The organism is Paenibacillus sp. FSL F4-0243 (genome assembly GCF_037963295.1).
In the GTDB taxonomy this organism is placed as follows: Bacteria; Bacillota; Bacilli; order Paenibacillales; family Paenibacillaceae; genus Paenibacillus_AQ.
This window is the reverse complement of sequence record NZ_CP150151.1, coordinates 5,508,190-5,526,841: the sequence shown is the minus strand read 5'-3', so window position 1 is coordinate 5,526,841 and position 18,652 is coordinate 5,508,190. Positions and strand designations below refer to the sequence as shown.

11 protein-coding genes, 9 tRNA genes and 3 rRNA genes are annotated in these 18,652 nt (G+C 46.3%); all 23 read left to right on the top strand.

Annotation, left to right across the window (positions count from 1 at the left end; genetic code table 11):
• The first annotated feature begins 102 nt into the window (after positions 1-102).
• The 23 genes from NSS87_RS24640 to NSS87_RS24530 all read left to right on the top strand — a co-directional run bounded on the left by NSS87_RS24640 (position 103) and on the right by NSS87_RS24530 (position 18,564).
• The gene (locus NSS87_RS24640; RefSeq protein ID WP_042191160.1) at positions 103-1,422 is read left to right on the top strand and encodes an SPFH domain-containing protein; all 1,320 of its coding nucleotides are present in this window, start codon (positions 103-105) and stop codon (positions 1,420-1,422) included.
• Positions 1,423-1,433: 11 nt separating this feature from the next.
• Positions 1,434-2,180 (top strand): hypothetical protein, encoded by a 747-nt coding sequence (locus NSS87_RS24635; RefSeq protein ID WP_339243284.1) that lies wholly within the window; start codon positions 1,434-1,436, stop codon positions 2,178-2,180.
• 14 nt (positions 2,181-2,194) lie between these two features.
• Positions 2,195-2,965: a hypothetical protein gene (locus tag NSS87_RS24630; RefSeq protein WP_339243283.1), complete on the top strand. Its 771-nt coding sequence runs from the start codon at positions 2,195-2,197 to the stop codon at positions 2,963-2,965.
• Between the two features lie 54 nt (positions 2,966-3,019).
• Positions 3,020-4,381: a hypothetical protein gene (locus NSS87_RS24625; protein ID WP_339243282.1), complete on the top strand. Its 1,362-nt coding sequence runs from the start codon at positions 3,020-3,022 to the stop codon at positions 4,379-4,381.
• A 158-nt stretch (positions 4,382-4,539) separates the two neighbouring features.
• Positions 4,540-4,977: an ACT domain-containing protein gene (locus tag NSS87_RS24620; protein ID WP_042130552.1), complete on the top strand. Its 438-nt coding sequence runs from the start codon at positions 4,540-4,542 to the stop codon at positions 4,975-4,977.
• A gap of 36 nt (positions 4,978-5,013) precedes the next feature.
• A complete protein-coding gene (locus NSS87_RS24615) occupies positions 5,014-6,300 on the top strand; it encodes a homoserine dehydrogenase (RefSeq protein ID WP_042191151.1) in 1,287 nt (428 codons plus the stop codon).
• 59 nt (positions 6,301-6,359) lie between these two features.
• Positions 6,360-7,340 (top strand): homoserine kinase, encoded by a 981-nt coding sequence (gene thrB / locus NSS87_RS24610; protein WP_339243281.1) that lies wholly within the window; start codon positions 6,360-6,362, stop codon positions 7,338-7,340.
• Positions 7,337-8,224 (top strand): prephenate dehydratase, encoded by an 888-nt coding sequence (gene pheA, locus NSS87_RS24605; protein WP_042191147.1) that lies wholly within the window; start codon positions 7,337-7,339, stop codon positions 8,222-8,224. The genes thrB and pheA overlap by 4 nt, the downstream gene beginning before the upstream one ends.
• Positions 8,225-8,228: 4 nt before the next feature.
• The gene (gene ilvE / locus NSS87_RS24600; RefSeq protein ID WP_042191145.1) at positions 8,229-9,110 is read left to right on the top strand and encodes a branched-chain-amino-acid transaminase; all 882 of its coding nucleotides are present in this window, start codon (positions 8,229-8,231) and stop codon (positions 9,108-9,110) included.
• 324 nt (positions 9,111-9,434) lie between these two features.
• On the top strand, positions 9,435-11,282 hold the full coding sequence (locus NSS87_RS24595; RefSeq protein ID WP_339243280.1) for a LysM peptidoglycan-binding domain-containing protein: 1,848 nt from the start codon (positions 9,435-9,437) through the stop codon (positions 11,280-11,282).
• Positions 11,283-11,729: 447 nt separating this feature from the next.
• A 16S ribosomal RNA gene (locus NSS87_RS24590) occupies positions 11,730-13,287 on the top strand.
• Positions 13,288-13,549: 262 nt separating this feature from the next.
• A 23S ribosomal RNA gene (locus NSS87_RS24585) occupies positions 13,550-16,478 on the top strand.
• A 214-nt stretch (positions 16,479-16,692) separates the two neighbouring features.
• A 5S ribosomal RNA gene (rrf, locus tag NSS87_RS24580) occupies positions 16,693-16,809 on the top strand.
• The 16S, 23S and 5S rRNA genes sit together here, the layout of an rRNA operon.
• Before the next feature lie 133 nt (positions 16,810-16,942).
• Positions 16,943-17,482 carry an AAA family ATPase gene (locus tag NSS87_RS24575; RefSeq protein ID WP_042191143.1) on the top strand — a complete coding sequence of 180 codons (540 nt, stop codon included), beginning with the start codon at positions 16,943-16,945 and terminating at the stop codon, positions 17,480-17,482.
• 82 nt (positions 17,483-17,564) lie between these two features.
• Positions 17,565-17,639, top strand: a tRNA-Glu gene (locus tag NSS87_RS24570).
• Positions 17,640-17,727: 88 nt separating this feature from the next.
• Positions 17,728-17,803 (top strand) — tRNA-Val (locus tag NSS87_RS24565).
• A gap of 43 nt (positions 17,804-17,846) precedes the next feature.
• Positions 17,847-17,923: transfer RNA gene (locus tag NSS87_RS24560), tRNA-Met, on the top strand.
• A 26-nt stretch (positions 17,924-17,949) separates the two neighbouring features.
• Positions 17,950-18,027: transfer RNA gene (locus tag NSS87_RS24555), tRNA-Asp, on the top strand.
• A 15-nt stretch (positions 18,028-18,042) separates the two neighbouring features.
• Positions 18,043-18,115, top strand: a tRNA-Lys gene (locus NSS87_RS24550).
• A 36-nt stretch (positions 18,116-18,151) separates the two neighbouring features.
• A tRNA-Gly gene (locus tag NSS87_RS24545) sits at positions 18,152-18,226 on the top strand.
• Positions 18,227-18,236: 10 nt separating this feature from the next.
• Positions 18,237-18,313 (top strand) — tRNA-Arg (locus tag NSS87_RS24540).
• A 19-nt stretch (positions 18,314-18,332) separates the two neighbouring features.
• Positions 18,333-18,411: transfer RNA gene (locus NSS87_RS24535), tRNA-Leu, on the top strand.
• 80 nt (positions 18,412-18,491) lie between these two features.
• Positions 18,492-18,564, top strand: a tRNA-Lys gene (locus tag NSS87_RS24530).
• Positions 18,565-18,652: the final 88 nt, after the last annotated feature.

Here is an 18,652-nt window from a genome sequence, read left to right as displayed (position 1 = left end):
CACGATATATATCGTATACAATTAATATCGAAATACACAATTTCCCATCCGGGAACGCATACGTTATTCATATATCATAGATGATGAAAGAGGGAATAGCAGATGGCAATTATAGAAGTGGTGAAGTACGACGGTCCTCCGGGGATTTTCGCATGGAAATATCCTAACCAAGAGCTAGGGACATGGACTCAGCTAATCGTTAATGAATCTCAGGAAGCGATCCTATTCAAGGGCGGACAAGCGCTTGATTCCTTTACGGCAGGGCGGCACACCCTGAGCACCGCCAATATTCCTATTTTATCTAATATCGTCAATCTTCCTTTCGGTGGGAAGTCGCCGTTCACAGCAGAAGTATGGTATGTGAACAAGACCAATTCGATGAATGTTAAATGGGGAACCAGCGCACCTTTACAACTCCAGGATCCTAAATACAAAATTATGATTTCTGTTCGTTCCTTCGGACAGTTTGGTGTAAAGGTTGATAACCCGCGCAAATTTTTGTTGCAGCTTGTTGGAACGCTTCCTCAGTTTGATCACGATACGCTCGTGAATTATTTCCGCGGCTTGCTTATGTCGAATATAAATGAACTGATCTCATCCTACCTTGTACATAAGCAAATTAGTATACTGGAGATTAATGCCTATGTTGCAGAGATCTCAAAGCATATCCAGGGGCGGCTAGCATCAACTTTTCTGGATAATGGACTTGAGCTGAATAATTTCTATATTGATTCCATTAATATTCCTGATGATGATCCGGCAACGATTCGATTAAAGGAAGCTTTAGCTAAAAAAGCAGAAATGGATATTATCGGCTTCAACTATCAACAGGAGCGTGGCTTTAACACGATGGAAAAAGCAGCAGGTAATCCTGGCAATCTTGGAGTAGGCATGATGAACACCGGGATGGGGCTTGGACTTGGTATGGGATTCGCTGGACCGGCTATGGATATGGTGAATCGTATGACCCGAGGGATGAGTTTTGATTCAGGGACTACAGTTGTGCGCCAAGAGCGCTCCTGTTCGAAGTGTGGGGTTATGAATTCTGTTGAGGGAAGGTTCTGCAGTGGCTGTGGGCATGCTCTGGAGAGCATTCAGCAAAGCGCATCGTCCGGAAACAAGATCAATTGTTTGGAATGTGGTCATGAATTGAAAGCAGGAGCCAAGTTCTGTCCTGGTTGTGGCAATCCTTATCGTGCTTGTCCAACCTGTGGAGCAGATAATCCTGAGGGTGCATCTTCCTGTGTCTCTTGTGGAAAAGAAATGCCTAAAGCCTGTGGTAAATGTGGAGAAATGGTATCACCAGGGGTGAAATTCTGTCCTCACTGTGGAGATAGCTTGGTTATTAAATGCGGAGGTTGTGGGCATGAGCTGAAGCCTGGACAGAAATTTTGTGCAGAGTGTGGAACAAAAGCAGGCTGAAGGAGGACGTTATGAACAAGGGCAAAAGCTATATTCGTATCATCACCATTATTTATGTGGCTGCTATAATACTAACGGTGTTCTCCTTTATAGGGTTAGGCTTCTCTGAATCACTGTTTCGATTCGTGATTTCGCTAGTTGCTGTTCTGCTGGCGGAGAGTGTGGTGTATGGCTATTGTATTTTTTGGCTCCGTACTGCAGGTAGTGTGCAGCGGACCTCACCCGTTCTTCTCAGCGGTGCATTCATCACGGGGATTTATGCGGTTGGAGTATTCGCATCGGCTATTGTCTTTGATTGGCTACTGGAGTTGTCCCCTCTGTGGTATGCTGCCGTTCAACTGCTGATTCTTTTGATTGGTGGAATCACACTGGCTGTGATCGGGATTTATGGATGGAATGCCGGAACAGAAGAACAGCAAATACAGAGGTCCTTGCAAGCTTTTCGGCAGCATCAGAGTGAAATAAACGAGATCAGTGCGCTGGCAAGCAGCTGGAAGAATCCTGAAACTGAACAGCTTGTACAAGTGCTCAATAAGTTACGAGATCAATTCAAGTTCAGTGATCCTGTATCAGATCCATCTTTATATGCTACTGAGGATATCATGCATCAGCAGATCTCCCTGTTGCATGATCATGTGAAGCTTCTGCTCATGACAAATGAGCCACATGAGAACTGGCAAGCTGAAATCAACGAAATGGCCGACAGTATTAAAGCTACACTAGAGCGGCGAAATCGGGAATTAGCGGCACTTAAATAGGAGGAAATAACTACATGAACAGATTGAACATACAAGAGCCGTCACCGACCCCAGCGGGGAGTGCAGCGGTTCCTCTGATTAAATTAGACCGGACTGGGTTTGATTATGTCATTCTTGCAGCAGCTTATCTATTCACACCCATTGGACTCGTTCTTGCATTGTTACGTTTGATGCTAACTCATTATAAAAATCATCGGAGACCCACCAATCTAAATCTGATCATGCATGTATTTATCGGAGGATTTGTTGAACTCTCTGTTGCAATGTTTGTGGATACCATGAGTGGAAACACTGGAACTTCCGAATTATTAACGATCCAGATTTTCCTTGCAGTCATATTTTTGATTCCGGCACTTATTCTTGCGAGTGTGACAGCAAAAGCTAAATATACACTTTCAAAGCTTAACACTTCTTATATAGAGCTGATTCAAAATAAAAATATCCGATATGTCGGCAGTATATCTGAACGGATAGGTCAAAGTGATAGCGATGTACGGAGAGATGTCCAGTATCTAAAGAATAAAGGATTATTGGATATTGATATTGTACTTTCCGAGGGGCGTCAGACGCCAGATCCATCCATGGCAACACCTAATCTTGTACATCCTGGAAGGACTTCAGGCTTCGGAGCCCAAGCTTCGGGACAGCCGATTCATTCTCAACCGCAGTCCTCACCGCTGCTGCCTAAGTCCATCCGTTGTCCGGGCTGCGGAGCACAGAACACGGTTCAGCCTAGTCAGTCAAAGAGCTGTGAATACTGTGGCACGATGATATCGTACAGTTAATGCCAAGGTTCTCCCTGAGCATTGTAGATATAACTTAACTAGGGGAGATAGAAGATGAGTAAATTGGATATACGAAGGCAGCCACCAACAACAGGCAAACCGATATATAAGCACGAATATGAGCGGACGGCGTTTGATTATACGACTATTGTGTTTGCGTATGTATTTGCTCCGGTTGGCTTTATATTGGCTACCATTCGGTTATTATCTACACATTCCAAGAGACAGCGCAAAGCAAGCAATATTAACCTGTTTTATCATGCGTTTATGGGTGCCTTTGTAGAATTGGCGATCTATTTCATTATTAGCAAGCTACTCGGTCAAATCGATTATGTCGCACTCTTGATCAGGCTGGTGATTATCTACGCATTGTTTAGGATTCCCGCCATCAAATTGTCGGTTAGGGCCGTAGGATGGAGAGAGGGATTCACCTATCTTTGCAATGACTATATCGCATTGGTTCTTGTGGACGGCATAAGGCATATCGGCAGCCTATCCGATATTCGCGGATTCAGTGAAGAGAACGTCCGCGAGGTTTTGGAATATTTAAAAGATCAGGGAGTACTTTCTCCAGATATTGTTTATTATGAAGGACGTGTAGACAATCCATTTGTAAAATTGCCGCCGAAGCTTATTTATTCCAAACGGGCACAAGCACTGGTGCGTGCGCCTGAGAATAACCTTCGCTACCGTAATAAGCGAGACCGGACAGTGTTTGATCGAATTATCATGGCGATTGCCTATTTGTTTGCTCCGTTTGGGTTTGTACTTGCGATGCTTCGTTTTGTAAGCACTCATTATAAGAATGAGCGGAAATCATTTAACTACAAATTACTCTATCATGTATGTATGGGAGCTTTTATGGAACTTGCCGTCCTCTTCGCCGTGGGGACCTACAAAGGGGATTTTAAGTGGTTCACTTTATTGATCATTCTGGTGGTCCTCTACTTGATCTTTATAATTCCGGCGGACAGCTTTGCAGGGAGGGCTACCTTCGCAACAGAAAACTTTGATTTTCTGTGCAAGAAGTATCTCATGCTGATCATAGTGGATGATGTTAGACATATTGGTAATTTAGCTGATATCACGAAACAAAGTGAAGATGATGTACGTAGAGACCTACGGTATTTGGTGAGATGGGGGTTACTTGCTTCTGATCTTGTCTATTATGAAGGACGTGTTAAGCTCTTAGATAAACAACCGCCCAATCTTGTACATCCTGACCGGGCAAAGCCCTCCGCGGCATCAGAGAACCAGCCATCATCTGGGCGGCAGTCATTACCGGAGAATAGGCCTAATCCACCTGTCCAACTGCCGAAATCCATCGTTTGTCCGAGTTGCGGTGCTAAGAGTAGAGTACTTCCTGGGCAGGATAAAATCTGTGACTATTGCGGGACGACGATTCCATACAGTTAGCGTACATACGATTGCCTGCTGCCCCCGGGAATCCGGGGGTTTTGCTGCACCGAACTCCCTGGCCTCAGAGTATACATATAAAGTTATTGCATTTTATAAGTCTTTTCCGATATAATGTCCACTAAGAAAACACAAAAGTCTTTGAGGTGAGGACGTTCGTGAAAGAACGCTATTATTTGGTCCGTGAGGACATATTACCTGATGCCGTACTTAAGACTATGCAGGTCAAACAATTGCTTGAGGCCGGGGATGCGAAGACCGTACATGAGGGTGTAGAACAGGTAGGATTAAGCCGGAGCGCTTTTTATAAATACAAGGATGGCATTCACCTGATCCATCAGCTCGAACGTGAGCGAATTGTTACGATCTCCATGGATTTGGAACATGAATCGGGGATGCTCTCCAAGGTTCTAGGATCTGTGGCGGGGCATGGGGCTAACGTGCTGACGATTCACCAGAGTATTCCCCTACAAGGACGAGCGAATGTGGTGATTTCCGTGGAAATCTCACATTTGAATGAGGAGCTCGGAGAGATGCTTGATAGTCTGAAGAATATTCCGGGAGTGAAGCGCGCCCTAATCGTTGGACAGGGATAGAGAAATTATATACGTAAAACTTTTAGGAGGATACTGATGAAGCCGGTTAAAGTAGGATTGCTGGGTCTGGGAACAGTTGGTACAGGTGTAGTTCGTATCGTGGAAGGAAATCAGGAGGATTTGAGCAGTCAAGTAGGCTCTCCAATACTCATTGAGCGCATAGCGGTGAATAATTCCAATAAGCTACGTGATATTGAGGTCGACCCTGCCAAAATAACAACAGATCCATGGGATGTTATTCGTGACCCTGAGATCGATGTAATCGTTGAAGTGATGGGTGGTATCGATGGAACAAAGGAATATATTCTTGAAGCTTTGGACCGCGGTAAACATGTCGTAACTGCGAATAAGGACTTGATGGCGCTGCACGGTTCGGAGATTCTGGCTAAGGCGCAAGAGAAGCAATGTGATGTCTTTTATGAGGCTAGTGTTGCAGGTGGTATTCCGATTATTCGGACGCTTATCGAAGGCTTTTCTTCAGATAAGATCATGAAGATTATAGGTATTGTGAATGGAACAACTAATTACATACTAACCAAAATGAGCCAAGAAGGCGCATCCTACAATGATGTGTTAAAAGAAGCGCAGGATTTAGGATATGCAGAGGCTGATCCAACTTCCGATGTTGAAGGTCTGGATGCTGCCCGCAAAATGGCGATTCTCGGGACCCTAGGCTTCCGTACTAACGTGGAGCTACATGACGTCAGTGTGAGCGGGATTTCAGAAGTGAGTAAAGCCGATATTGCCTTTGCAAAGCGTCTCGGATACGAAATCAAGCTGCTAGGCATTGCTGAACGTCAGGATGAGGAATTCAGTATCAGTGTTCAACCGACATTGATTCGAGCAAGTCATCCACTTGCATCTGTAAATGGTGTCTTCAATGCAGTTTATGTGTATGGTGAGGCAGTAGGAGAGACAATGTTCTACGGTGCGGGCGCGGGTGCAATGCCAACGGCAACTTCGGTAGTAGCTGACTTGGTAGCCATTATTAAGAACCTCAAGCTGGGTGTTAATGGATTGAAGCAAAAAGTACCTTATAAGCAGAAGAAGCTTAAGAGTGATGAGGATATCTTTTATAAAAACTTCCTACTTTTACACGTTGATGATAAAGCAGGCGTATTGGCCAAGATTACTCAGGTGTTTGCCGAGTATGACGTGAGTCTTGATTCGGTAGTTCAGCAAGCCAATCCAAATAATCCTGATGCGGAGATTATTATTGTTACCCATAACGCCAGCAAAGCAAGTATGAATAAAGTGCTGCGCCACTTTAATGAACTGAAAGTCATCCACCGGATCAAGAGTCACTACCGTGTGGAAGGTTAGCACTGTAGATGGACTATACTTTCTATATTTAAACAATGAGTAAGGAGATTGCACCTGTTATGAGTACTTATGGAGTAGCAAGGGTTAAAGTACCTGCTAGTACTGCCAATCTTGGTCCGGGCTTCGATACTCTTGGCATGGCATTGCCGCTGTATGCCTGGATTGAGATGGAGGAAGCAGAGGAGACAGTTTTTCATCTATATGGTGACGAGATGAAGGGAGTGGCTCGGGATAAGAGTAATTTACTCTATAAGGTCGCTCAAATGGTATTTGCAGAGGCTGGCGTTACGGTGCCTGAAATATCTATTTCGATGTACTCTGAGATTCCGCTTACGCGTGGACTCGGCAGCAGTGCCTCGGCCATCATTGGGGGCATGGTCGCAGCTAATACGATGATCGGCTCTCCGCTCGATGATGCCAAGCTGTTTGATATGGCTACCCAGCTTGAGAAGCATCCTGACAATGTAGGAGCTTCCTTATTTGGTGGCATCATTACCGCAGTGTGGGACGGTGATCATGCGGATTACGTTCGCCTTGATCCACCTCAAGACCTTGAGGTTCTCGTGGTTATTCCTGAATTCGAGCTGGAAACCACAAAAGCACGGGGAGTGCTTCCAACAGAAATCTCAGTTAGTGATGCTGTGTACAACATCAGCAGAACCTCTTTAATGACAGCCTCGTTTGCATCAGGTCGGCTTGACCTGATCAGTAGAGCGATGCAGGATCGTCTGCATCAGCCCTATCGTGCAGCGCTTATTCCAGGCATGGAGAAGCTGCTCGCGGAAGCACCTAACCATGGTGCTTTAGGAATCGCACTTAGCGGTGCCGGTCCTACCCTGCTGTGTTTAGTTGATCGCCATGAGACTCGTAAGCGAGAGCTTGAGGCTTTCCTGATGAATACGATGCAAGAACACGGCATCTCTGCTCAGACTTGCTGGCTGATGCCTTGTACTTCAGGTGTTACATCAGAGCTTCTTGAAAGAAACGAGATGCAAAACGTATCATTTTTGGATATGATAAAAGGAGAAGTACGGTTATGAAATCAATAGCGGTATTGCCGCAGGGCTCGGTATCTCACGAAGCGCTGCTGCATTTGTTTAACGGCGAGCCTGTAAAAATTGTGCATCACAAGCTAATTTCCGATGTCTTTCTCTCTACGGCTGGTGGCACCACTGATTACAGCGTTATCCCGATTGAGAATACTATTGAAGGCTCAGTTAGTCTACATATTGATTGGCTCATTAATGAGGTCGATCTGCCTATGCAGGCTGAATGGATCTTTCCATCGATACAGAATCTCATCGGTCACCCGCTGGAATTCAGAGATACGAACGGCAATAAGGATTTCACTAAAATTAAAAAAATCCTTTCGCATCCTGTTGCAATGGCACAATGCATGCAATTTGTTCGGAAGCATGCACCTTGGGCTGAACTGGAGTCGGTCGGAAGTACCTCTGAAGCTGTTGAAATCGTTAAGAACAATCCTGACAAGGGCTGGGCTGCGATTGGTACTGCTCTTGGCGCAGCAACTCATGGGCTGGAGATTGTTGATCGGAAAGTTACAGATCACAACAACAACTACACGCGATTTGTCCTTGTCGGTCCGCAGAAGGTTGATCTTCCACGGAGCAGCAATGGTGTAAAGACGAGTGTCCTAGTTACGCTGCCGGAGGATTTCCCCGGTGCTTTGCATCAGGTCCTCGCTGCCTTTTCTTGGCGGAAGCTGAATTTATCGCGTATTGAATCACGACCAACGAAAAAGAAGTTGGGTACTTATTATTTTTATATTGATGTGCTGGAACCGATAGAATCAGTCCTGCTACCAGGAGCGATTGAAGAGATTAGCGCTTTAGGCTGTCAGGTTCGGATTCTGGGCTCGTATCCCACATACACCTATGAGGAAGAGAAAGCGGAGGTGCAGTAAATTCATGGCTGAACAATGGATCTATCTGGATGGACAACACGTAACTAAGGAAAATGCAAAGGTATCCGTTTTTGATCACGGTTTTTTGTATGGAGACGGCATATTTGAAGGTATTCGTATCTACAATGGTAATATTTTTAAATGTAAAGAGCATTTGGACAGACTATATGATTCGGCGAAGTCGATCATGCTGGACATTCCGCTCACTTATGACGAGATGCTGGAAGCTATGGCTGAAACGATCCGCCTTAACGACATGCGTAACGGTTATATTCGACTGATCGTATCCCGTGGTCCTGGTAACTTGGGTCTTGATCCACGCCGTTGCCCTAAAGCCAGCGTAATCATTATCGTTGAACAATTAGCTATTTACCCAGAGCAAGCGTACATTAATGGGCTTCGTGCTGTTTCTGTATCCCAACGTCGTAATATTCCGGATGCACTGAATCCGAAGATTAAATCGCTTAACTATCTCAACAATATCCTAGTGAAAATCCAGTCCAATCTGGCAGAAGCCGATGAAGCAATCATGATGAATGCTCAAGGATATGTTACTGAAGGATCTGGAGATAATATTTTCATCATCAAAAATGGTGTGGTCTTCACTCCTCCATGCTATTTGGGAGCGCTTGAAGGAATCACACGTCTGGCGATCATCGAGTTATGTGAGAAATTGGGTATTAAGCTAAAAGAAGAACCATTCACTATGCATGATGTTTACATAGCGGATGAGGTATTCTTCACAGGTACTGCTGCTGAAGTTATTGCTGCGCGTGAAATTGACGGCCGAATCATTGGTGAAGGACAAGCGGGTCCAATCACTTTGAAATTGCTTGAAGAGTTCCGCAATGTTGTTGACAAAGATGGTTACAAGGTTTGGGAATAACATTTAATCGTACAATTTGCTCTTTACATGCTAGTCGAGTAATGAGTATTGAATAGGCATTAGATATCCTTTCATGCATATGAAGAAGATGGCCGGAGGTCTCTGGTACATCTTTTCATGTCTCATGAAAGGATTTTTTTTATTTCAGGGATGTCATTCGCCCATGGGCTGCATAAGATGTAGTAACGAAGGAGGCGGCTGTACCGCATATAACTCTGTAAGAGAGCAATGTTCCATCCAAAGGGTGTTTGCTTTCAAAGCCAGTTTTGCTGTGTAGCTGTAAGAAAGCAATACTCCACAAAACTTTTAGGAGGTTAATGCTACGTGAAAATACACATTGTCAAACAAGGCGATAGTCTGTATGCATTATCGCAAAAGTACGGAGTGCCGTTACAAAAAATTATTGAAGCTAATCCACAGATCAGTAATCCGAATGTGCTGGCACTTGGTGAAAAAGTAAAAATACCTACGGCTCCTGTATCCGTACCGGATAACAGTGAAGTTTACTACAAGCATACAGTCAAACAAGGAGATACCTTATGGAAATTATCTAAGGCGTGGGGAATCCCTTTAAAAGATATGGTTGAAGCAAACCCCCAGCTGAAGAATCCGAATGTACTGATGTTAGGGGAAGTAGTCAACATTCCTAAAAAGACATCAAACGCTTCACCCGTACAGCCAGGCTACATGCCTTCTAATGCTTCTGAGAAAACACAAGTTGGCGGGAAGGAATATACGGGTCCAAAAGAACAGCCAGTAGCTGAGGTAGTTCCTGCACCAAAACCGGAAACTAAACCAGAGGTCAAACCAGAAACTAAACCGGAAGCAAAAGCAGAAAATAAACCAGAGGCAAAAGCAGAAAATAAACCAGAAGCTAAAGCGGAAACTAAACCTGCACCTAAATCATCGCCAAATATCTCGCCTTTGTACAATTCTGCACCACACCCATCGATGAACATGGCCCCTATTAATAATCAAAATGCTGCACCTAATCCTGCGCCGAATATGCAAATGGAAGTTGCTCCTGTGCAAGAAATTGAAATGCAGAGCTTATTTGTTCAGATTACAGTTCCAAATCAAGAGCCTGTAGCACATCATGAGTCACCAAAAGCTGAGATGAAGCCAATGGCTTGCAAAGAGGAAAAGGCAGATGCTTGTGACAACATGGGATATCCAGGACTTGGAGGAAATCCTTATCTCTATGATTCTTATCAAAATAGCCCAAATATGAACATGAATTGGGCACCAAGTTATGTTCAACCGGCGTCATATGGACCTGAATGCATGTCTCCATACTACTTTTCAGAAAATATGTATTCACCTAATATGAGTCCAGAACAATGGAATCCGAATGCTGCACCTAATGTGAGTCCAGAACAATGGAATCCGAATTCTGCGCCTAATGTGAGCCCAGAACAATACATGAGTCCAGAACAATGGAATCCGAATGCTGCGTCTAACATGAGTCCAGAACAATGGAATCCGAACGCTTGGCCTAATATGAGTCCGGAACAATGGAATCCGAACGCTTGGCCTAATATGAGTCCGGAACAATGGAATCCGAATGCTGCGCCTAACGTGAGTCCAGAACAATGGAATCCAAATGCTGCACCTAACAATATGGAGGCTAATGTTTCAGGGATGAACCCGATGTATGGGATGTCACCGAACCTTCCTTGGCCAACTACTTGTGGGTGTGGGGGAATGCATGTTCAACCCTATTCATATGAAATGCCCGTATATAATACCTATCCTGCATATGGAAACCCAAATGCATTCTCTGCTTATGGAGCGGGAACACCTAATCAGGGAATAGTTCCAGCATCTCCTCTTGGAGCTTTTGGCGGGCCGATAATGTCGAGTATTCCGTCTAATCCGCAGTATCCAGGTATTGGTAATTATTCACAGCATAATCGGGTTCCGGAAATCCAAGATCCTGAAACGTTTGTACAGGACACTCCCGAAGTTGCTAGAACAGTGAGTGAGGAATCTACTTCTGGTGCTTCTCTCAAGAGCAAGGGAACTGCAACGAAGGAAACGGCATCAAAAGCAAAGACCTCGAGTCAAAGCAGCAGTAAGAAAAACAAAACAGCTGTGAAGTCTCAACGTTCAAATTCTGGTGGTCGTACAGAGAGCTCAAAGAAACGCAGAAATCCGTGGATTTCTAATTAATACAGTTCTAAACTAACATCCAATCTCTATTTAACGTGTAGGTTCTGATTATTAGAATCTGCACGTTTTTTATGAGAAGATGGGAACGAGAAGTAGGACTGAGGCGAAAGTACTTATTTATGTTTTTTGAATTTAGGGGTTGTTTTTAGAGTGGGTTATATGTTACATTATAAATCCAGTCGCAAAGAGGAGATATAAACTTTCGGTTGGTGAATGTTAATCCGGATGAAATTACAAAAGACTTTGAAAAAAAAAGTGTTGCAATTCATCGGAAAACATGATATATTATGAAAGTTGCTGCTGAGACATTAAACGGCACCAACGAGAACTTGATCTTTGAAAACTGAACAACGAGTGAGTAGGAAATCACGAAAGTGAAATTCCAAAATTAGAGAATTAATTTTCTCGTCAGATGTTTCAAAATGAGCATATCGCTCTTTTCAATACTAATTGGAGAGTTTGATCCTGGCTCAGGACGAACGCTGGCGGCGTGCCTAATACATGCAAGTCGAGCGGAGTTATTTTGAAAGCTTGCTTTCAAAGTAACTTAGCGGCGGACGGGTGAGTAACACGTAGGCAACCTGCCCCTTAGACTGGGATAACTACCGGAAACGGTAGCTAATACCGGATAATTTCTTTTTTCTCCTGAAGAAAGAATGAAAGACGGAGCAATCTGTCACTGAGGGATGGGCCTGCGGCGCATTAGCTAGTTGGTGGGGTAACGGCCCACCAAGGCGACGATGCGTAGCCGACCTGAGAGGGTGAACGGCCACACTGGGACTGAGACACGGCCCAGACTCCTACGGGAGGCAGCAGTAGGGAATCTTCCGCAATGGACGAAAGTCTGACGGAGCAACGCCGCGTGAGTGATGAAGGTTTTCGGATCGTAAAGCTCTGTTGCCAGGGAAGAACGTCCGGTAGAGTAACTGCTATCGGAGTGACGGTACCTGAGAAGAAAGCCCCGGCTAACTACGTGCCAGCAGCCGCGGTAATACGTAGGGGGCAAGCGTTGTCCGGAATTATTGGGCGTAAAGCGCGCGCAGGCGGTCATTTAAGTCTGGTGTTTAAACCTTGGGCTCAACCTGAGGTCGCACTGGAAACTGGGTGACTTGAGTACAGAAGAGGAAAGTGGAATTCCACGTGTAGCGGTGAAATGCGTAGATATGTGGAGGAACACCAGTGGCGAAGGCGACTTTCTGGGCTGTAACTGACGCTGAGGCGCGAAAGCGTGGGGAGCAAACAGGATTAGATACCCTGGTAGTCCACGCCGTAAACGATGAGTGCTAGGTGTTAGGGGTTTCGATACCCTTGGTGCCGAAGTTAACACAGTAAGCACTCCGCCTGGGGAGTACGGTCGCAAGACTGAAACTCAAAGGAATTGACGGGGACCCGCACAAGCAGTGGAGTATGTGGTTTAATTCGAAGCAACGCGAAGAACCTTACCAGGTCTTGACATCCCTCTGAATCCACTAGAGATAGTGGCGGCCTTCGGGACAGAGGAGACAGGTGGTGCATGGTTGTCGTCAGCTCGTGTCGTGAGATGTTGGGTTAAGTCCCGCAACGAGCGCAACCCTTAACTTTAGTTGCCAGCAGGTTAAGCTGGGCACTCTAGAGTGACTGCCGGTGACAAACCGGAGGAAGGTGGGGATGACGTCAAATCATCATGCCCCTTATGACCTGGGCTACACACGTACTACAATGGCCGGTACAACGGGAAGCGAAACCGCGAGGTGAAGCCAATCCCATCAAAGCCGGTCTCAGTTCGGATTGCAGGCTGCAACTCGCCTGCATGAAGTCGGAATTGCTAGTAATCGCGGATCAGCATGCCGCGGTGAATACGTTCCCGGGTCTTGTACACACCGCCCGTCACACCACGAGAGTTTACAACACCCGAAGTCGGTGGGGTAACCCGCAAGGGAGCCAGCCGCCGAAGGTGGGGTAGATGATTGGGGTGAAGTCGTAACAAGGTAGCCGTATCGGAAGGTGCGGCTGGATCACCTCCTTTCTATGGAGAATCGTCTTCTGCAATGAAGACATTCAAATCGGAAGTTAAACTTCCAAATCTCAGGTTTAGGCCTGTTACTCACTCGTTGCTCAGTTTTGAGAGTTTAAGCTCTCAAGCAAGACTTGATCCTTGAAAACTGGATACCGAAACGAATTTGCGTTTTAGAACATCTTTTAGCAACTTGTGCAAACAAGTAAATGTTATTAGTGAGATGATTCCAAAAGAGATGTCATTGTATGATATTTTCCTGCGGAAAAATCAAGGTTAAGCTAATAAGAGCACACGGAGGATGCCTAGGCGCCAGGAGCCGACGAAGGACGTGGCGAACAACGAAACTGCCTCGGGGAGCTGTAAGCAAGCTTTGATCCGGGGGTGTCCGAATGGGGAAACCCAGCTGTGGTAATTCGCAGTTACTCATCTCTGAACACATAGGAGATGTAGAGGCAGACCAGGGGAACTGAAACATCTAAGTACCCTGAGGAAGAGAAAACAATAGTGATTCCGTCAGTAGCGGCGAGCGAACGCGGAACAGCCTAAACCTAAGAGCTTGCTCTTAGGGGTTGTGGGACGTCTCACATGGAGTTACAAAGGAATATGGTAGGTGAAGAGGTCTGGAAAGGCCCGCGATAGAGGTAAAAGCCCTGTAACCTAAACTGTGTTCTCTCCGAGACGGATCCCGAGTAGTGCGGGGCACGTGAAACCCCGTATGAATCCAGCAGGACCATCTGCTAAGGCTAAATACTACCTGGCGACCGATAGTGAAACAGTACCGTGAGGGAAAGGTGAAAAGCACCCCGGAAGGGGAGTGAAATAGAACCTGAAACCGTGTGCTTACAAAAAGTCAGAGCCCTATTAATGGGTGATGGCGTGCCTTTTGTAGAATGAACCGGCGAGTTACGTTTAACATGCAAGGTTAAGTCGAGAAGACGGAGCCGCAGCGAAAGCGAGTCTGAATAGGGCGATTGAGTATGTGGACGTAGACCCGAAACCGTGTGATCTACCCCTGTCCAGGGTGAAGGTGCGGTAACACGCACTGGAGGCCCGAACCCACGCATGTTGAAAAATGCGGGGATGAGGTGGGGGTAGCGGAGAAATTCCAATCGAACTCGGAGATAGCTGGTTCTCCCCGAAATAGCTTTAGGGCTAGCCTCGGTATAAGAGTAGTGGAGGTAGAGCACTGATTGGGTGCGGGGTCCGCAAGGATTACCAAGCTCAGTCAAACTCCGAATGCCATATACTTATTGCCGGGAGTCAGACAGTGAGTGCTAAGATCCATTGTCAAAAGGGAAACAGCCCAGACCATCAGCTAAGGTCCCCAAGTGTGTGTTAAGTGGGAAAGGATGTGGAGTTGCACAGACAACCAGGATGTTGGCTTAGAAGCAGCCACCATTGAAAGAGTGCGTAATAGCTCACTGGTCGAGTGACTCTGCGCCGAAAATGTAACGGGGCTAAACACACCACCGAAGCTATGGCTAGATACGTATGTATCTGGGGTAGGGGAGCGTTGTATGTGGGTTGAAGGTGTACCGTAAGGAGCGCTGGACAGCATACAAGTGAGAATGCCGGTATGAGTAACGAAAAGATCAGTGAGAATCTGATCCGCCGAAAGCCCAAGGTTTCCTGAGGAAGGCTCGTCCGCTCAGGGTAAGTCGGGACCTAAGGCGAGGCCGAAAGGCGTAGTCGAAGGACAACAGTTTGAAATTACTGTACCACCGTAATCCGCTATGAGCGATGGGGTGACGCAGGAGGGTAGTGACGCGGACTGATGGATATGTCCGTCTAAGCAGTGAGGCTGATGTGTAGGCAAATCCGCACATCATTAAGGCTGGGCTGTGATGGGGAGCGAAAATTACAGTAGCGAAGGTCATGATCTCACACTGCCAAGAAAAGCCTCTAGCCAGGAGAAGGTGCCCGTACCGCAAACCGACACAGGTAGGCGAGAAGAGAATTCTAAGGCGCGCGGAAGAACTCTCGTTAAGGAACTCGGCAAAATGACCCCGTAACTTCGGGAGAAGGGGTGCCCCGGTAGTGTGAATAGCACGAGGGGGCCGCAGTGAAAAGGCCCAAGCGACTGTTTAGCAAAAACACAGGTCTGTGCGAAGCCGCAAGGCGAAGTATACGGGCTGACGCCTGCCCGGTGCTGGAAGGTTAAGGGGAGTGGTTAGGGGTAACCCGAAGCTATGAACCGAAGCCCCAGTAAACGGCGGCCGTAACTATAACGGTCCTAAGGTAGCGAAATTCCTTGTCAGGTAAATTCTGACCCGCACGAATGGCGTAACGACTTGGGCGCTGTCTCAACGAGAGATCCGGTGAAATTTTAATACCTGTGAAGATGCAGGTTACCCGCGACAAGACGGAAAGACCCCATGGAGCTTTACTGCAGCTTGATATTGAATTTGGGTACGATCTGTACAGGATAGGTGGGAGCCGTAGAAATCGGAGCGCAAGCTTCGGTGGAGGCGCCGTTGGGATACCACCCTGATCGTATCTAGGTTCTAACCTAGTACCCTAATCGGGTACGGGGACCGTGTCAGGCGGGCAGTTTGACTGGGGCGGTCGCCTCCTAAAGAGTAACGGAGGCGTTCCAAGGTTCCCTCAGAATGGTTGGAAATCATTCGAAGAGTGCAAAGGCATAAGGGAGCTTGACTGCGAGACCTACAAGTCGAGCAGGGACGAAAGTCGGACTTAGTGATCCGGTGGTACCGCATGGAAGGGCCATCGCTCAACGGATAAAAGCTACCCTGGGGATAACAGGCTTATCTCCCCCAAGAGTCCACATCGACGGGGAGGTTTGGCACCTCGATGTCGGCTCATCGCATCCTGGGGCTGAAGTAGGTCCCAAGGGTTGGGCTGTTCGCCCATTAAAGCGGTACGCGAGCTGGGTTCAGAACGTCGTGAGACAGTTCGGTCCCTATCTGTCGTGGGCGCAGGAAATTTGAGAGGAGCTGTCCTTAGTACGAGAGGACCGGGATGGACGTACCGCTGGTGCACCAGTTGTTTCGCCAGAAGCATGGCTGGGTAGCTACGTACGGACGGGATAAGCGCTGAAAGCATCTAAGCGTGAAGCCCCCCTCAAGATGAGATTTCCCAATTAGTAAGACCCCTTGAAGACGACGAGGTAGATAGGTTGGAGGTGGAAGTGCAGTAATGCATGGAGCTGACCAATACTAATCGGTCGAGGGCTTATCCTAAAAATACCCCAAAAAGTGAAGAAAAGGCTGTGAAGCTAATTCCGAGTACTTTCCGGGGGCCCCGTAAGAAGGGCAAACGCAAATTCAATTCGGATTCAGTTTTCAGGAATCAAGTTCTAAACCATATGGTCCTAGTGGCTGTATGTTGATGAATTTGTTTTCAGCATTTGGCGATGCTGAGACCTGAATAATGCATTTGTACCGCAAATGCCCGTTTGGTGGCGATAGCGGAGGGGTTCCACGCGTACCCATCCCGAACACGACCGTTAAGCCCTCCAGCGCCGATGGTACTTGGACCGAAGGGTCCTGGGAGAGTAGGACGTTGCCAAGCACGCAAGACCGCTGTTGAGTAATCGACAGTGGTCTTTTTGTTGTGCATTGTAGAGTGAATTTGCTTGTAAGGGTTTTTATGATAAAGTGGTTTAATAGAGTCACTAATAGATTATTCATGGGGGATAAAGATCTTGATTATATGGATCAATGGAGCTTTTGGTGCGGGGAAGACAGAAACTGCATATGAATTACATCGCAGACTTCCTGATTCTTTTGTATACGATCCAGAGAATGTAGGGTATTACATAAGAGCAAACATTCCCGATGTGATGACAAAAAGTGACTTTCAGAACTATTATCTTTGGCGTGAAATTAACCATTCCATGTTAAAATACATAGCTAGCGAATATAGGGGAACGATTATCGTACCTATGACCATAGTCAACCCAGAATATTGGATGGACATTGCTGGAAATCTAATAAATGAGGGATTAGAGGTTCATCATTTTACTTTGTGTGCCTCACGAGAGACGCTGCTCAAGAGATTGGGTGGTAGAGGTGAAGGGAATGACTCATGGGCCGTTCAACAGATCGACAGATGCCTCACAGGGCTTAATAAGGACGTATTTAAAGACCATTTAGACACAAATAACCTGACTACTCTAGGAGTCGTAAAGATGATAGCTAGTAAGCTTGATATCACTTTAACGCCTATTATAGAAGAAAAGTGAAAATATATTAATTTAGGTATTGCTATACTTAGAAATACATGATATAATCTTTTTTGTTGTCAAAACATTTTGTTTTCAATACGGCCCGTTGGTCAAGGGGTTAAGACACCTCCCTTTCACGGAGGTAACATGGGTTCGAATCCCATACGGGTCACCAATTTCTTTAAAACGTAATTGTTCTTCTGAAATAAAATGTTGCATTACAGGTTGGATTATGTTATGATAATTGAGTTGCTTCTTTACATGGAGGCTTAGCTCAGCTGGGAGAGCATCTGCCTTACAAGCAGAGGGTCGGGGGTTCGATCCCCTCAGCCTCCACCATGAAGCTTTCTTATGGTAATGAATAGCTAAATATTTTTAATGACGCGGGGTGGAGCAGCCCGGTAGCTCGTCGGGCTCATAACCCGAAGGCCGCAGGTTCAAATCCTGCCCCCGCAACCAATTTTCATCAAGCAATTATATCTTTTGGAACCGTGGTGTAGTTGGCCTAACATGCCTGCCTGTCACGCAGGAGATCGCGAGTTCGAATCTCGTCGGTTCCGCCATTTTTCTTGCTTCATGAGCCATTAGCTCAGTTGGTAGAGCACCTGACTTTTAATCAGGGTGTCGAAGGTTCGAGTCCTTCATGGCTCACTTCTTAAGTGAGTCGGACACTAATACATACCGTGTGCGGACGTGGCTCAGCGGTAGAGCATCGCCTTGCCAAGGCGAGGGTCGCGGGTTCGATTCCCGTCGTCCGCTCCATATAAATTTTGCGCCCTTAGCTCAGCTGGATAGAGCGTTTGACTACGAATCAAAAGGCCGGGAGTTCGAATCTCTCAGGGCGCGCCATATTTTAACTTCATACTTTGCCGGCGTGGCGGAATGGCAGACGCGCTCGACTCAAAATCGAGAGGGAAACCGTGGAGGTTCGAGTCCTCTCGCCGGTATCAATTAGCAAGCGAAGCTCTTATGCGTTAAGCTAAGGGCTTTTGCTTTTCAAGTATAGTAAGGTAAATCATTATATTGTGGACTCTTAGCTCAGTTGGTAGAGCAGTAGACTCTTAATCTATTTGTCCAGGGTTCGAGCCCCTGAGAGTCCATTCCTAAAAGAAACGGCAGAGATGCCGTTTCTTTTTTTTATAAAAGTTATACGGTTTCAATCATAGTCACAAAAAAAGCCACGAAGTG

Bases quoted from the DNA above. Each gene is read 5' to 3' on its own strand.
- NSS87_RS24640 (WP_042191160.1), top strand. From the start codon at position 103: ATGGCAATTATAGAAGTGGTGAAGTACGACGGTCCTCCGGGGATTTTC.
- NSS87_RS24635 (WP_339243284.1), top strand. From the start codon at position 1,434: ATGAACAAGGGCAAAAGCTATATTCGTATCATCACCATTATTTATGTG.
- NSS87_RS24630 (WP_339243283.1), top strand. From the start codon at position 2,195: ATGAACAGATTGAACATACAAGAGCCGTCACCGACCCCAGCGGGGAGT.
- NSS87_RS24625 (WP_339243282.1), top strand. From the start codon at position 3,020: ATGAGTAAATTGGATATACGAAGGCAGCCACCAACAACAGGCAAACCG.
- NSS87_RS24615 (WP_042191151.1), top strand. From the start codon at position 5,014: ATGAAGCCGGTTAAAGTAGGATTGCTGGGTCTGGGAACAGTTGGTACA.
- thrB (WP_339243281.1), top strand. From the start codon at position 6,360: ATGAGTACTTATGGAGTAGCAAGGGTTAAAGTACCTGCTAGTACTGCC.
- pheA (WP_042191147.1), top strand. From the start codon at position 7,337: ATGAAATCAATAGCGGTATTGCCGCAGGGCTCGGTATCTCACGAAGCG.
- ilvE (WP_042191145.1), top strand. From the start codon at position 8,229: ATGGCTGAACAATGGATCTATCTGGATGGACAACACGTAACTAAGGAA.